Source organism: Sphingomonas glacialis (assembly GCF_014653575.1).
Lineage (GTDB): Bacteria > Pseudomonadota > Alphaproteobacteria > Sphingomonadales > Sphingomonadaceae > Sphingomonas > Sphingomonas glacialis.
The window spans coordinates 791,298-805,705 of sequence record NZ_BNAQ01000002.1; the positions used below are offsets into that span (position 1 = coordinate 791,298).

Consider the following 14,408-nt stretch of genomic DNA (forward strand, 5'->3'; position numbering starts at 1 on the left):
CGACCGCGTGTCGATGATTCGAGCCTGATCGTGCCCGGGTCCGGTGCCGCGCAGCTGCTGGCAAATGCCGGGCGTAGGGCTATCAAGGGCGGATGATGTCTCTCTACGCGCTCGCGCTAGCCTCAGCATTGCAGCACGCCGACACCGCAAATGGCGGTCCCGCGAGCACATCTGAGGTCGACGCCATACACTGCCGCCTCGATGTCCCCGGCTACACGCAGTTCGCCATGGCGATCGATAGCGAGGAGAAACTCGCGCAAACGCGCCGTTGGAAACGGATCGCCTCGCGCAATGCCTTCATGAACGAATATGAGCTGCCGCAGGCGATCACCGTCGCCGGCGCGTACAGCACCCGCCGGATCGCGTTCACCGCGAACGCGATCCTCGCCATCCTCGACCTGCCCGACCCAGCTACGGTCGCGCGCGCCGAGCAGGTCGAAAACGCCATGTCCAGCGACCCGATGATCGCCGCGCTCGTCGACACCGGCACCATGACCGATGCGCAGGCGAAGGCTGCGGTCCCGTTCCGCAAATTCATGGGCGAGCGCATTCTGAAAGACGTCACCGAGCCCGCGGCGGAGGGACAAAGCTACGGCAGCCATCTGGTCGTCGCGCGGACCATCTCCAACGCCACGACGCATCCCGGCAAGACCCTCTACGGCTGCAGCTACCGCTTCGAGATGCTCGACAAGGACGGGGCGCCGCTGTGACGCCGTGGCCCCGCCCGGCGGCGTCGTGGTGGCGCGGCCGTTTGCCCGACGGCGCGGAGGATCCGCTGAGGAAACCGCGACCGGTCGAAACGCGGCCACCGCGGATCGGCAGCGGCGTCTAGCGGAGCGTCGCACCCGCCAGCTGCGCCGTGGCAGACAGCGTGGTCTGCGCCGCGTTCAGCCCAAGGCGGAAATCCTTGTCGTCATAGGTGCTGTAGAGGTCGCTCGGCTGGTGCCACTGGGGGTCCCAGCCGCTTCCGACCTGCGCGCCACGGTCGTTCTCGCGCAGGCTGACCGCCGGTGCCAGGTCCATGAACGGGCTCGAATCGGTATTGGTCATGTGCCGTCCGACCGCGGCCGGATAGTCTGTCGCGTACCGCTCGTTCGCCGCCTGCAGCGCCCAAGCCAATTCCTGTGATTGGCCGGCCAGCTTGGATGCAGACTGGAATTCGATGTTCACGTCGGCCTCGGGACGCTGCACCGGACTCATGCTGCCGTCGGCGCGGGGCATGCCGTGATCGAACAGCATCATATCGTGTTGCACTACGCCGAGCCATTTCGGCTCGGGGTAGCGGCCCGATCCGGCAGGCGACTCCTTGCCTTGCAGTGCCGCCCGCTGCGCGACATAGGCCTTCGCGCCGTTGAGGCCGGTCTCCTCGTTGTTCCACAGGATGAAGCGGATCGAACGATCGGTCTGCACGTCGGGGCTGCTGAACACGCGCGCCAATTCCATCACCAGCGCCGTGCCCGAGCCGTCGTCATTGGCGGCTTCGCCAAAGCCGATCCCGTCCATATGGGCGCTGACGATATACATCTCGCCAGGGTGGCCGCTCCCGATCTTGGTGCAATAGACCTGCTCGCGCGCGCCCGGGACCGCGGGCGGCGTGTCCAGCGCCCTGATCCGCGGGTCGGGCTGCGCGCCAGGATCGCTGTTCACGCCGGTCGTGCGCGTGAAGCCGCGCGAGCGCCCGCCACCGACCGACCGGCCGGGTTCGTCCGACCCGGCCACCACCGCTGCCCTGGCCGGTGCGACCGTATGGACGGGCTCCTCGCCGAACGTGTACTTCAAGCGCTCGGTATTGGTGCAGCCATAGCTCTTGAGTTGGGCTTCGATCCAGTCGGTCGCGGCGCGGTTGCGCGCGGTGCCCTGGCGGCGGTCGCCGAACCGGGTGAGCGCTTTGATCGTCGCCTTGTAGCGCTCCAGATCAAGCCGCTTGACCAGCACGCGGACCGGATCGACCGGCTGCGCCGTCGGCTGGGCGAGGACGGGGGTGGTCAGGACGGGGGCGGTCAGGACGAGGGCCATCACCGCGGAAAGGGCGCGAAGGACGCTCTGGGGCGTCGGTTGGATCGGGCGGTGGTTCAAGGCGTCCCCTTCTCGCCGCCATAATCCGTAAAGGATCAGCGGCATGTGTCTCCATCGTAGCCGAGGATCGGCTGGGCGCCATACCCGAAATGGCGCCGCGTCAGCCGATCACGGCTTTGGGTTCGAGATCGGCTTCGAGCCCGAACACGCCATTCTCCCCGCCGATACCGGAGTGCTTGATGGCACCGAACGCAGCGGACATCGCCAGCGTCTGCGCCGTGCGGATGGCAGGCGCCTTCCGGCCGGTGCGCTGCATGCGCTGATCCAAGCGCTCAAGGTCGCGGGAGTCGCGCGCCCAAGCCGTGCCCCATGCTGGGTATTTTCCGAGGCTGACGCGCGGCCCGCGGTGCGCCGATCAGGCGGCATTCTCCCGCCCTTCGATCAGAGGTATTGCGATGCACGACCGGACCCACGCCGCTGCAGCCATTGCGCATGCGGCATCCACCGAGAGCGACGGCGAGACCCAGTCGTCCGCCGCGCGATCGCCCAAATGGGCGAAATACCACGCCAAGATGGCAGGCGAATTCCCCTCGCCCTTCCGCGGCGATGACGATCCGCTCGCGCGCCAGATCAACACATTCGTTGAGAAGCTCGACATGTTGCGCCCCGAAAAGGGTGGCCCGGCCTTTCTCGGCAAGAACCCGGCGCTCACCTATGCCTATCCCGACGTCAAGAACATCACCGTGCCGCAGGCGATGGGCGATCTCGACCAAGTGCTCGACGATGTCGTCAAGCTGTTCGAGGGCGCGCCCAATTGGGGCAACCCGCTGACGATGTGCAACGTCATCCCGCAGTCGAACACCGCGGCCGTCGTCGCGTCGATGCTGTCGCAGGTGTTCTCCGCCAACATCCTCGAGGGCGAATATGCGTGGAACGTCCACCGTGCCGAGCTCGAGACGGCGGGCATGGTCGCCAACATGTTCGGCTGGACCCCGGTCAACAGCGGCGCGATCTACACCTATGGCGGTGGCGGTTGCTGGACCTACGGGCTGAAATACGGGCTGACGCGCGTCCTGAAGGACTCACGGAACAAGGGCGTGCGAACCGACGCCAAGGTCATCTGTTCGCAGCAAGCGCATTACGTCCAGCAGAACGCGACCGACTGGCTGGGCCTCGGCATGGACAATATCGTCCATGTCCGCACCGATGTCGCGACCAACCAGATGGACCTCGGCCATCTCGAGGAATTGCTGACCGATTTCGCGGCGCGCGGCATTCCGGTCGCGACCGTCGTCTGCACGATGGGGACGACCGATGCGAGCGCGTTCGATCCGATCGCGCTGGTCCGCGAAGTGATGGATCGCCATCCCAATCCCGCGGGCTTTGGCAAGGCGGTGCTTTATGCCGATGCCGTCGTCGGATGGTCGTGGGTCTATTTCAAGGACTATGATTTCGACGCCAATCCGCTCGAATTCTCCGACCGGATCCTGCCCGTGCTGCGCCGCAACGGCGAGGCGATGCGCGCGCTCGAACATGCCGATTGCGTCGGGATCGATTTCCACAAGGTCGGCTGGGCGCCCTATGTCAGCAGCTGCTTCCTGTACCGCGACGCGACCGAGTTCGAGTCGATCCACCGCCGCGGCGCGGACGCCTATCTGCAGGCGCGCACGCCGTACAATCCGATGTATTACACGCTCGAAGTCTCGCGCACCGCGTCGGGGTCGCTCGCCGGTTGGGCGACGCTCAAATATTTCGGCAAGGAAGGGATGCAGGCGATTCTCGGCGGCATCCTCGAGACCAAATACTACCTTTACGACCTGATCCGCAGCCACCCCGACATGGTGTGCGTCAACCCCGACGACACCGGACTGATCACGCTGTTCCGGGTCTATCCCAAGGATATCGACGCGCAGGTCCAGTTCGGTCGCGAGCTGAGCGACCCGGCGCTGCGCAGCGACCTGATCAAGCATAACCATCTGACCGAAGCGGTCGGCAACAAACTGTTCGAATGGTTCCGTAGCGGCAAGCAGATCGACGGCAAGTACACGCCGTACATGAGCTTCAGCACGGGCTTTCGCGCCACGACCTACAACCGCGACGGGACCGACGACGAAGCCGTCGTCTACGCGCTGAAATCGTTTCCGATGAACGTCTTCATCACGCCCGAGACGATGCAATGGGCGCTGCACTGCGTCGCGGCAGCGCGCGACGAAGTGCTCGAGCGCTAACCACTTGGTCCGACGTCTGCGCCGCCGGCAATAGTCGGCGGCGCGCTTTTTCAAGGCTGTTCCCATGACCGAGCCCTCGCCCGCCGCCGCCATGCCCGGCGGCAAGCCCAAGTCCGCGGGGTGGCTCGCGCATGGCGGCCAGACCAAGACCCAGCCCAAGATCGTGATCGGCATGCTGGCGTTCGCGGTCATGAACGTGACGACAATCGTCAGCCTGCGCGGCATGCCCGCCCAGGCCGAATACGGCATGGCGTCGATCTTCTATTATCTGTTCGCCGCGATCGTGTTCCTGGTACCCGTGGCGCTGGTCGCCGCTGAACTCGCGGCGACCTTCCCCAAGCAAGGCGGGGTGTTCCGCTGGATCGGCGAGGCGTTCGGCCCGCGCTGGGGCTTTGCCGCGATCTATTATCAATGGCAGGCGGTGGTGATCTGGTTCCCGACCGTGCTGATCTTCGCCGCCGCCGCGCTCGCCTATATCTGGTGGCCGCCCGCGTTCGACCAGGCGCTGGCCGACAACAAGGTCTACACGATCACCGTCCTGCTCGCGGTCTATTGGTTGGTGACGCTGGTCACCTTCCGCGGCATGGCGGCGTCGACCCGGCTGAGCTGGCTCGGCGGTCTGTTCGGGACGATCATCCCCGGCGCGATCCTGATCGCGCTCGGCGTGGCCTATGTCGCGGCGGGCAAGCCGATGCACCTCGACCTGCACGCCAGCGTGATCCCCGACTTCAGCGATTTCCACAACATGGTGCTGGCGGCGAGCGTCTTCCTCTATTTCGCGGGGATGGAGATGCAGGCGGTCCATGTGCAGGACCTCAAGAACCCGACGCGCAACTATCCGCTGTCGGTGCTGATCGCGACGGTGATGGTCGTGGTGATCTTCGTGCTCGGCACGCTCGCGGTCGGTGCGGTGATCCCGCGCGAGGCGATCGACATCAACCGCGGGCTGCTCGTCGCGTATAACGAACTGTGGGCGGCGTTCGGGCTGCCGTGGCTCGGCAACGTGATGGCGGCGATGCTGGCGTTCGGCGTGTTGGGGCAAGTCAGCGTGATCGTCGCGGGGCCGTCGACCGGGCTGCTCGCGGTCGGCAAGGCGGGGTATTTGCCGCATGTCCTTCAGAAGACCAACACACACGGTATTCCGGTCGCGATCCTGATCCTGCAAGGTCTGCTCGTCACGCTGCTGTGCGTCGCGTTCACCGTGCTGCCGTCGGTCGAATCGGCCTATCAACTGCTCAGCCAGATGGCGACGATCATCTATCTGGTGATGTACGTCCTGCTCTACGTCGCCGCGATCCGGCTGCGCTACACCCAGCCCGACCGCGAGCGGCCGTTCCGCATTCCCGGCGGGAATGTCGGGATGTGGCTGGTCGGCCTGCTGGGGCTCGCCGGGGCGCTCGTCGCGCTGGGGTTCAGCTTCATCCCGCCGGCGCAGATCAGCACCGGCAGCCCGGTGCTCTATGTCGGCGCGCTGGTGGTCGGGTCGGCGGTCTTCCTCGCCATCCCGTTCGTGATCTACGCCTTTCACAAGCCCGACTGGAAAGCGGCGGATTCGGACTTCGAACCGTTCGAAACCGCGGCATGACGGCACTCGACACCAGCGTGCTGGTGACGATGACCGTCGGCCTGTTCGCAATTACCGCGCCGATCGCGGTCCTGCCGTTGTTCGTCGCCGCTACCGCTGGCCAGACACAAGGGGACCAGCGTCGCACCGCGCTGATGGCAGCGGCGACCTATGTCGTCGCGGGACTGCTCGCGTTGTTCGTCGGCAATGCCGCGCTCGGCGTCTTCGGGGTCAGCATCGCCGCATTGCGCGTGGCGGGAATGGCGGTGATCGGCGTGATCGGCTGGCAAATGCTCAACGCCCCGATCCCGAGCGAAGCGACGCCCGTCCGCAGCCACCACCACCGCGCGTCCAACACGCATGTGCCGGTCGCCGCGCACAATGCCGTCGCCCCCTCCCCCGCATCGGTCGGAATCCTGCCGCTTGGCTTCCCGATCTATGCGGGCCCCGGGGTCTTGTCGGTCATCATCGCCTGGGGCAGCGGCAGCCGCCCGGTCTATCTCGCCGCGATGGCCGCGATCCTGGCGAATGCCGCGATCATCGTCGCGCTCGATTTCCTGGCCGCGCCGATCACGCGGGTGATCGGGGAGAAGGCCTTGCTGATCACCGAAAAGATCTTCGGCCTGCTCGTCGTCGCGATCGCGGTCGGCGGGATGGCGAGCGCGCTGGTCGTGCTGTTTCCCGGGCTCGGCGGCCGATGAAGACGGTGTGCGCCGCGATCGCCCTGTGCGCGCTGGGATCGCCCGGCGCCACGCTGGCGCAGGACGGCGATCTCGCGGTTCGCAACCAATGGTTCACCGGCTCGCTCGAGGCGTCGTCGCCAGCCTTGTCGACGGCGGGGACGCTCGCGATCGAACCCTATCTCATCTACAAGATCGATACCGGCGCCTATGACGATCGGGGCCATCGCCAATCCGGCGGAGACGGCGTGCAGCAGCTGCAGTCGGTGACGGTCGTGAAATATGCGCTCACCGACCGGGTGAGCTTCCAGGCGCTGCCGACGGTCGTCCGCGTGACCGATGGGCATGACGCGCGGGGCCTGGGGATCGCCGATCTGCCGATCGAGCTGGAATATCGACTGAAGGACGAGAATGGCCGAAGCGGATCGCCCTCGATCACAGCGAGCGCCGGCCTCGTGCTGCCGATCGGCCGCTACGATCATCTGACGACCGTGCTCGACGGGCTCGGCACCGGCGCGCTGCTGGCAAAACAGGGGATCGTCGTCGAATCGCTGTTCGACACCACGGGTGGCCACCCGGTTCGTCTCCGCCTCTTCGCCTCGATGACCGAGGCGCTGGCGTCGGCGGGCGTTCGCGATCTGAGCGTCTATGGCACGACGGACGGCTTTGTCGGCCACGCCATGCCGGGCGTGTCCGCGCAGGTCGGTGTGGCCGCCGGCTATGCGCTCGACCAGCGCTGGGTGGTTGCGCTCGATCTGGTCCGGAGCGATGCCGGCGGTTCGCGGCTGACGGGCGTGGATGCCGGCGGGACAGTGCGACGAACGACGGGCCGGCGCGCAAGCCGAACGACCTTGGCGCCGGCGCTGGAATATAATTGGTCGGCTCGCGCCGGGCTCATTGCGGGGGTCGAAGTGACCGTCGCGGGCCGCAATACACCGTCCTACGCCGCACCCCAGATAGCATTTGCCGTGGCATTCTAGCGTTCGTCGCGTCGATCTGTACCCCGATGGTGTGCGTAATTTCCGACGCTGCTCGCGCCGGGGGAACGGGACTACCGCGGGATCCTTGGGACAAGAGGATCAACGCATGAGCAGCTATACTCTCGTCAGCAGCGGAATTGCCGCGCTTGCCGGGGCGGTCATCCTGCTGCGGGATGGAGAGGTCGCGGGCGCGGACATCACGATCCTCGAGGAACGTTACCAGAGCGGCGGCGCGGTCGATGCGCACGGTAGCGCCGAGGACCGATATTTCCTGAGCGGCAGCCATATGCTCGAGGCGATGTACCAATGCACCGTCGACGTGCTCGACGACATTCCTTCGGCGAGCGACCCGACGATCTCGGTGCCCGAGGAAGCAAACCCAGCCGCTGCGGAATGGCGGTGGGACAATGAGGTGCGGCTCGTCAATCTGGACGGCTCTCGCTCGGATGCGCACGCTATGGGATTCACCGAGCACGACCGGATCGACCTGCTCGCGCTCATCGGTGGATCCGAGCGCAGGCTCGGCGACAAGCGCATCACCGACTGCTTCGCGGCCCATTTCTTCGAGACCACCTTCTGGTTGGAATGGGGCGCGCTGTTCGCGTTCGAGCCGTGGCACAGCGCAATCGAATTCCGCCGCTACTTGCGACGCTTCATCGATCATTTCTCGGCGATCGATGTCTAGGACGACATCTGTCGTACCATTTACACGCAGCATGACGGCATGATCGTGGCGTTCAAGTCCGCCATCGCGTCTGTCTCGAGGATCTCGGCTTTGCTGCACGCAGCACCGCGATCACCGTGAGCAGCATCTCACTGGCCGCCCCGAGCACGCGTTGCCGTGTCCATCGCAGTCGTGAGCGCATGCAGGGTGAAAGGTTTGGCGAGGACCACGGCGTCCGGCACCGCCTTCAAGAGCTGGATCGTATCGCCGCTCATATAGAAATGCGCGACGAAGCCGCGGGCAAGGATCCGCCGCATCGCGGATACTCCGCTGCCCTCGGCAAGATTGCCGTCGACGATCAGCAGATCGGGCGCCAAGCGCTGCGCCGCCGCCACGGCATCGGTCTCGGTCGATGCGATGTGGCACACATCGTGCCCCATCGCGATCAGCAGGTCGGCAAGATCCATCGCGATCAGGACGTCATCCTCGACGAGGAGGATTCTGCGTCCAGGGCTCACAGCCGCGCACGCCTTGCCTCATCCGCGCGACGTCCACGCCGCGACGCACCGTGGTGCACCGCCGGTGGCTGCGCGCGCACGATCTTGGGCAAGCTGTTCGGGTTCGGGTACACTGTCTAGCCTCCAGGCCACCCCGTCGGCGATAGACATGAACCCGGGCACGATCGTGAACGGCGTTGTCATCAGGGTCGTCCGCGGTACTGCCTCAGAAAAATGCGCGCAGTCAGTCTCGGAAAATACTCAAGCTCATGGTGCGCACCGGCGATTTATTTTTCAGCGTAACTATGCGTAGGATGGATGGGACCAGACAGTGCTACGTCCATTTCATGACCGTAAATAAAACACCATCGGTGGGGGCAAGCGACCAGCCTCTGCCCCATCCGGCGTCGCCGATGCCGCAAAAAGCTACCCCCAAAGTCGCTGGGCCGCGGCTTGCGGAGTCGGTCCCGATCGTCGCGATAGGCGCTTCGTCGGGGGGACTTAAGGCGGCATCCAGACTGCTCGACGCGATCTCACCCACCACGGGCATGGCGTTCATCGTCGTTCAGCATCTCGATCCGACGCACAAGAGCATGATGGTCGACCTGTTGGCCGATCATACCACGATGGACATCGGCGAAGCGATCGATGGCTGCGTGATCCGCCGCGACCATATCTACGTCATTCCCCCCGGCCGATATCTTTCGGTCGAAGACGGCGCGCTGGCCCTTTCCCCGCAACAGGCGCACCATGGCGCGCGCCTGCCGTTCGATTGTCTGCTGGCGTCGCTGGCGGAAGAATGCGGTGACCGGACGATTGCCGTAATCCTGTCGGGAACGGGCGCAGACGGCAGTGGCGGGCTTGCCGCGCTGAAAGCCGCAGGCGGCTATGCGATCGCGCAAAAGCCCGAACAGGCCGATTATGACGGTATGCCGCGGAGCGCGATCGAAACGGGGCTGGTCGATCAGACCCTTGCGCTGGAAGACATCCCCCAGGCACTGGCGGACCGCAAAGTCGCGATCGCGCAGTCCGCCGCCGCACCGAGCGTGCCCGCCCCGCCGAGCATGCCCGCCCCGCCCGCATCGACCGACCTGAACGCGATCATCGCCTTCCTCAACGACAACACGGCGCACGACTTCCGCCAGTACAAGTCGGGGACGCTGGAACGGCGGATCGAGCGGCGGATCGTGCTACGCACGCTCGCGCCCGGCAATCTTGCCGGCTATCTCGATCTGCTGCGCACAGAGCCGGCCGAGCGCGATCTGCTCGCCAAGGACCTGCTGATCAACGTGACGCGCTTCTTCCGAGATCCGGCGATCTTCGATGCGTTGGCGCAGACGATCCTTCCCGACCTCGTCCGGCTCCTCCCCGAGCAAACACCGCTCAGGATCTGGGTCGCGGGATGCAGCACCGGTGAAGAGGCCTATTCGATCGCGATGCTCTGCCGCGACGCGATCAAGGCGTCGGGACGCGACATCAAACTCAAGCTCTTCGCCTCCGACGTCGACCCGGACGCGATCGCGACCGCACGCGAGGGGCTGTATCCGTTCGATATCGAGAACACGGTCCCCGCGGACCTGCTCGCGCGCTTTTTTGTTCGGGACGAGGCCGGCTACCGGGTGGCGACCGCGCTGCGGGACACTGTCGTCTTCACCGTCCAGGACGTACTGTCGGACCCGCCCTTCTCGAAGATCGATCTCGTCTCCTGCCGTAACCTGCTGATCTATCTGAACCCCGAGGCGCAGGCCAAGGTCATATCGCTGTTCCATTTCGCGCTCCGCGAAGGCGGCATCCTGCTGCTCGGATCGTCCGAGACGGTGGGCAGCGCCGGAGACCGGTTCGAAGTGATCGCCAAGTCGGAACGCATCTACCGGCACGTCGCGCACGGCCGGACCGGCACCGCGGGCTTTCCCGTCAACTTCGGCGACGCGCTGCCGATGCCGGGGACGACGGGCCGGTCCGCCTCATCGCAGCGCCAGGCCACGCTGGCGGACATTTGCCGCCGGGCCGTCATCGCCACCCACGCGCCCGCCGCCATCCTGATCAATCGCAAGCGGCAGTGTCTCTATTCGATCGGGCCGACCGATCGCTATCTGCGGATCCCGCCTGGCTATGCCACGCTCGACTTGCTTGCGATGGCGTCCCCGACGCTCCGCACCAAGTTGCGGCTCGCGATCGACAAGGTCAGCGAGGCGACGCCGCGCGTCGACGGCGGCCGGACGCGCGTGATGCAGGACGGCATCGCGATCTGGTTTCGGATCGATGTCATGGCGGTGGTCGCCGGGCAGGACGACATGCTGCTCGTCTGCTTCGTCGAGGAACCGGGCGAGAGCGCGGGTGCGACGGCATCCCCCAATCGCGGTGACGCCGCGCGCGTCACCGAGCTCGAGCAGGAACTGGAGGCAACCCAGGCGGAATTGCAGACGTCGATCCTGAACCAGGAAACGTCGAGCCAGGAACAGAAGACGATCAACGAGGAAGCGCTCTCGGTCAACGAGGAGTTCCAGTCGACCAACGAGGAATTGCTGACGTCCAAGGAAGAGCTGCAGTCGCTCAACGAGGAACTGACCGCGCTCAACAGCCAGTTGCAGGAGACGCTGGAACGACAGCGCCTGACCTCGGACGATCTGCAGAACGTGCTCTACAGCACGAATGTCGCGACGCTCTTTCTCGACATCGACTTGAAGATCCGGTTCTATACGCCCGCGATCAAGTCGGTCTTCAACATCATCGCCGGCGACATCGGACGACCGATCACCGACCTGCGCTCGATCGCGACCGATCCCGACCTGCTGGGGGATGCGCGCAAGGTGCTGGCGGATCACGGCTTGATCGACCGCGAGATCAGCGCGCCGAACGATACGTGGTTTCTGCGCCGCGTATTTCCCTATCGCACGCATGACGATGCCGTCGAAGGCGTCGTCATCACCTTCGCCGACACCACCGACCGAAAGATGACCGCCAAGGCGCTCGAGGCCGCCAAGATCGAGGCGGACCGCGCCAATCTTGCCAAGTCGCGCTTCCTCGCGGCAGCAAGCCACGATCTGCGCCAGCCGCTCCAGTCGCTGACGCTGCTGCAGGAACTGCTGAGCCAGACCGTCGAGGGCGAGAAGCCCAAAAAACTCGTCTCCCGCCAGGGCCAGACGCTGGCCGCGATGTCCGGCATGCTCAATGCACTGCTCGACATAAACCAGATCGAAGCCGGCGTGGTGGAGGCGATGCCGGTGGTCTTTCCGATCTCCGACGTGCTCGATCTGCTGCGCGACGAGTTCGGTTATCTCGCACAGGCCCGTAACTTGTCGCTGCACATCCTGCCCAGTGCGGCGTTGGTTCACAGCGACGCCACGCTGCTCACGCAGATGCTTCGCAACCTGCTGGGGAACGCGATCAAATATACCAAGCAGGGCAAGATCCTGCTCGGCTGTCGACGGCGCGGCGACACGCTTCGAATCGAAGTTTGGGATACCGGGATCGGGATCGCCGCCGACCAGTTGCACGCGATTTTCGAGGAATTCCACCAGATCGACAACGCCGCGCGCGAACGCAGCCTCGGTCTGGGTCTTGGCCTGTCGATCGTGCAACGCCTCGGCCATTTGCTCGGGCATGCCATCGACGTTCGCTCGCGCCCGAACGCGGGCTCGGTCTTCACGATCACGCTTCCCTGCCCGGCCGCCGATCCGCCGGGCGCCGTCGCCAAACCACCCGAACCCGATGCGGCCCCGGACGGGCACCGGCGCACCTGCAAGATCGTCGTCGTCGACGACGACCCGGATGTCGTCGAATTGCTGGAGCAACTCCTCAAGCGCGAGGGGCATATCGTCAAGACCGCGGCCGATGCAGCATCCGCGATCAAGCTGGTTGCGGGCAGCGCGATCAAGCCGGAACTGCTGTTGACCGACTATAACCTGCCCGGCGGCCGGGATGGCCTCGATCTCCTGCGCAGCCTTCGGGCGACCCTGCCGCACGGGCTCCCGGCGATCGTCCTCACCGGGGACATATCGAGCGCGGCGCTGGCGCGGATCGCGGCAGAAGACTGCGTGCAACTGAGCAAGCCGGTGAAGGCGCGCGACCTGCTCGCGGCGATCGAACGCCTGTTGGCCCGGGCACTGCCGTCGGCGTTGCACCCGGCCGGAGCTGTTGCTATTGCGGGCCCATCGATCACCTATGTCGTCGACGACGACCCGTACATTCTGGCGACGATCCGCGATGTGCTGGAGGGCGATGGCCGCAGTGTCCAGGATTTCCCAAATGCAGAGGCGTTTCTTGCAGCGTATGCGCCGGGCAATGACGGGTGCCTGCTGGTCGACGCGCACCTGCCGGGGATGAGCGGCGTGGCGCTGATCGAGCAATTGCGCGCCCGCGCAAACCATCTCCCCGCGATCTTGATCACGGGGAGCGGCGATATCGGACTTGCGGTCAAAGCAATGCGAAGCGGCGCCTGCGACTTCATCGAAAAGCCGGTCGGCCGGGTCGAATTGCTTGCGAGCGTCGCGCGTGCAATCGATCAGTCACACGACCTTCGGCTGCGGGATGACGCGCACCAGAAAGCGGCGGCGCATGTCGGCGAATTGACCGACCGCCAGCGTGAAGTCATGGACCTGGTGTTGGCGGGCCATCCCAACAAGAACATCGCCGCCGATCTCGGGATTAGCCAGCGCACCGTGGAAAACCATCGCGCTGCGGTCATGCACAAGATGCAAGCCAAGTCGCTTCCCGAACTCGCGCGGATCGCGCAAGCCGCCGCCGACGGGAATGCGGCACGGCCGCGTTCGGCTCTGCCCCCGACCGAAAGCGCGGCGGTCTGAGGCAGCGCGTTGCAGCGGTCGAGCGGAGCATAGCGCCGCTGCACCGCGCTATCCGGCCGATATCAGTGTCCGGCAGTCCGCCTGCATATCGCAATCGCGGCACGCCGCGGCCTCTCCCACCGTGTCGATACACCGCGCACGGTAGAGGCGCGCGAGATGGGCGTGCGACCATGCGGCGGGGCCACAGTCGGTTGCCGCCGCGATCAGGTCTTCGGTGCGTGCCCGGTCGCGCAAAAACGCTCTGGTTTCGATTGACATGGCGCTGGTCTTTCCGGCCGACCGCGGCGGAGTGGAGCGGTCCTCGGGCCAGATGCTATGGTGACGAACACGGCCGCCCAAGGATCGGAAACTACGCACGGAACAACCATCGCGAGCCGACGGACGCCTACTCGCTATCCGATCCGAGGATTTCTGCAATTTTAGCGGCGATATCTTCGGGACCTAGGATAAAATCGACACAGCCACTGGCAATGGCGCTGTCGGGCATGTCCGCCTGAATCGCCGATGCCGGCAATTGGGCGATCGTGACCCCGCCGCACGCGCGAATCCCGCACAGCGCGTCCGCACCGTCGCCGTCATAGCCCGACACGATCACCGCGATGAGCCGGCCATGCCAATAGTGCGTCAGCGATTGCAGGAAGACGGTGATGACATCCGGCCATCCCCGCGGTTTGGAGATCGCCGTGAGGCGAAATGCCCCGTCCAGCACGTGCAGGTCGCGTTGCGCGGGGATGATGAAGACGTGGTTCGGTCGGATATCGAGCCCTTCGGTAATGAGCTCGACCGGCATCGCGGTATGCCGCGGGAGGATTTCGTGGAGCAGGGTCGAAACGGTTCGCAAATGGTTCACGATCACGATCGCCGCCCCGAGATCACTCGGCAAATTGTCGAGCAAGCGCTTGTACGCATCAAGGCCACCCGCCGATCCGCCGACGCAGATGATCGGTATATCCCGAGCTGTCATTGAACGAACG

Annotated in this window: 12 protein-coding genes; 7 read left to right on the plus strand and 5 right to left on the minus strand. The window is 65.4% G+C overall.

Annotated features, from left to right (window positions below):
* Positions 1-95: 95 nt before the first annotated feature.
* Positions 96-710 (plus strand): hypothetical protein, encoded by a 615-nt coding sequence (locus IE187_RS10375; RefSeq protein ID WP_189676158.1) that lies wholly within the window; start codon positions 96-98, stop codon positions 708-710.
* A gap of 118 nt (positions 711-828) precedes the next feature.
* Here IE187_RS10375 and IE187_RS10380 read toward each other — a convergent pair whose 3' ends face one another.
* Both IE187_RS10380 and IE187_RS10385 read right to left on the minus strand, forming a co-directional pair.
* Entirely contained in the window at positions 829-2,016 is a 1,188-nt protein-coding gene (locus tag IE187_RS10380; RefSeq protein WP_229839366.1) for a M28 family metallopeptidase, read from the minus strand.
* A gap of 160 nt (positions 2,017-2,176) precedes the next feature.
* A complete protein-coding gene (locus IE187_RS10385; RefSeq protein ID WP_189676264.1) occupies positions 2,177-2,332 on the minus strand; it encodes a hypothetical protein in 156 nt (51 codons plus the stop codon).
* Between the two features lie 139 nt (positions 2,333-2,471).
* On the opposite strand from IE187_RS10385, the gene IE187_RS10390 reads away from it, so the two are divergent.
* The 5 genes from IE187_RS10390 to IE187_RS10410 all read left to right on the plus strand — a co-directional run bounded on the left by IE187_RS10390 (position 2,472) and on the right by IE187_RS10410 (position 8,153).
* The gene (locus IE187_RS10390; protein ID WP_189676160.1) at positions 2,472-4,244 is read left to right on the plus strand and encodes a pyridoxal phosphate-dependent decarboxylase family protein; all 1,773 of its coding nucleotides are present in this window, start codon (positions 2,472-2,474) and stop codon (positions 4,242-4,244) included.
* 64 nt (positions 4,245-4,308) lie between these two features.
* Positions 4,309-5,829 carry a glutamine/gamma-aminobutyrate antiporter GadC gene (gene gadC / locus IE187_RS10395; protein ID WP_189676161.1) on the plus strand — a complete coding sequence of 507 codons (1,521 nt, stop codon included), beginning with the start codon at positions 4,309-4,311 and terminating at the stop codon, positions 5,827-5,829.
* A complete protein-coding gene (locus tag IE187_RS10400) occupies positions 5,826-6,509 on the plus strand; it encodes a MarC family protein (RefSeq protein WP_189676162.1) in 684 nt (227 codons plus the stop codon). Before gadC ends, IE187_RS10400 begins: the two co-directional genes overlap by 4 nt.
* Positions 6,506-7,468 carry a hypothetical protein gene (locus IE187_RS10405; protein WP_189676163.1) on the plus strand — a complete coding sequence of 321 codons (963 nt, stop codon included), beginning with the start codon at positions 6,506-6,508 and terminating at the stop codon, positions 7,466-7,468. The genes IE187_RS10400 and IE187_RS10405 overlap by 4 nt, the downstream gene beginning before the upstream one ends.
* 106 nt (positions 7,469-7,574) lie before the next feature.
* Entirely contained in the window at positions 7,575-8,153 is a 579-nt protein-coding gene (locus tag IE187_RS10410) for an oleate hydratase (RefSeq protein WP_229839348.1), read from the plus strand.
* 128 nt (positions 8,154-8,281) lie between these two features.
* Here IE187_RS10410 and IE187_RS10415 read toward each other — a convergent pair whose 3' ends face one another.
* Positions 8,282-8,650 (minus strand): response regulator, encoded by a 369-nt coding sequence (locus IE187_RS10415; protein WP_189676261.1) that lies wholly within the window; start codon positions 8,648-8,650, stop codon positions 8,282-8,284.
* A gap of 392 nt (positions 8,651-9,042) precedes the next feature.
* Here IE187_RS10415 and IE187_RS10420 point away from each other — a divergent pair, with 392 nt between their 5' ends.
* The gene (locus IE187_RS10420; protein ID WP_189676164.1) at positions 9,043-13,434 is read left to right on the plus strand and encodes a chemotaxis protein CheB; all 4,392 of its coding nucleotides are present in this window, start codon (positions 9,043-9,045) and stop codon (positions 13,432-13,434) included.
* 48 nt (positions 13,435-13,482) lie between these two features.
* On the opposite strand, the gene IE187_RS10425 is transcribed toward IE187_RS10420, so the two are convergent.
* Positions 13,483-13,692, minus strand: a complete 210-nt coding sequence (locus tag IE187_RS10425; protein WP_189676165.1) for a hypothetical protein — start codon at positions 13,690-13,692, stop codon at positions 13,483-13,485.
* A 127-nt stretch (positions 13,693-13,819) separates the two neighbouring features.
* Entirely contained in the window at positions 13,820-14,398 is a 579-nt protein-coding gene (locus IE187_RS10430; protein WP_189676166.1) for a chemotaxis protein CheB, read from the minus strand.
* Positions 14,399-14,408: the final 10 nt, after the last annotated feature.

Excerpts from the sequence above, each read along its gene's own strand:
- IE187_RS10375 (WP_189676158.1), top strand. The coding sequence starts at position 96 with ATGTCTCTCTACGCGCTCGCGCTAGCCTCAGCATTGCAGCACGCCGAC.
- IE187_RS10380 (WP_229839366.1), bottom strand. The coding sequence starts at position 2,016 with ATGGCCCTCGTCCTGACCGCCCCCGTCCTGACCACCCCCGTCCTCGCC.
- IE187_RS10385 (WP_189676264.1), bottom strand. The coding sequence starts at position 2,332 with ATGCAGCGCACCGGCCGGAAGGCGCCTGCCATCCGCACGGCGCAGACG.
- IE187_RS10390 (WP_189676160.1), top strand. The coding sequence starts at position 2,472 with ATGCACGACCGGACCCACGCCGCTGCAGCCATTGCGCATGCGGCATCC.
- gadC (WP_189676161.1), top strand. The coding sequence starts at position 4,309 with ATGACCGAGCCCTCGCCCGCCGCCGCCATGCCCGGCGGCAAGCCCAAG.
- IE187_RS10400 (WP_189676162.1), top strand. The coding sequence starts at position 5,826 with ATGACGGCACTCGACACCAGCGTGCTGGTGACGATGACCGTCGGCCTG.
- IE187_RS10405 (WP_189676163.1), top strand. The coding sequence starts at position 6,506 with ATGAAGACGGTGTGCGCCGCGATCGCCCTGTGCGCGCTGGGATCGCCC.
- IE187_RS10410 (WP_229839348.1), top strand. The coding sequence starts at position 7,575 with ATGAGCAGCTATACTCTCGTCAGCAGCGGAATTGCCGCGCTTGCCGGG.
- IE187_RS10420 (WP_189676164.1), top strand. The coding sequence starts at position 9,043 with ATGCCGCAAAAAGCTACCCCCAAAGTCGCTGGGCCGCGGCTTGCGGAG.
- IE187_RS10425 (WP_189676165.1), bottom strand. The coding sequence starts at position 13,692 with ATGTCAATCGAAACCAGAGCGTTTTTGCGCGACCGGGCACGCACCGAA.
- IE187_RS10430 (WP_189676166.1), bottom strand. The coding sequence starts at position 14,398 with ATGACAGCTCGGGATATACCGATCATCTGCGTCGGCGGATCGGCGGGT.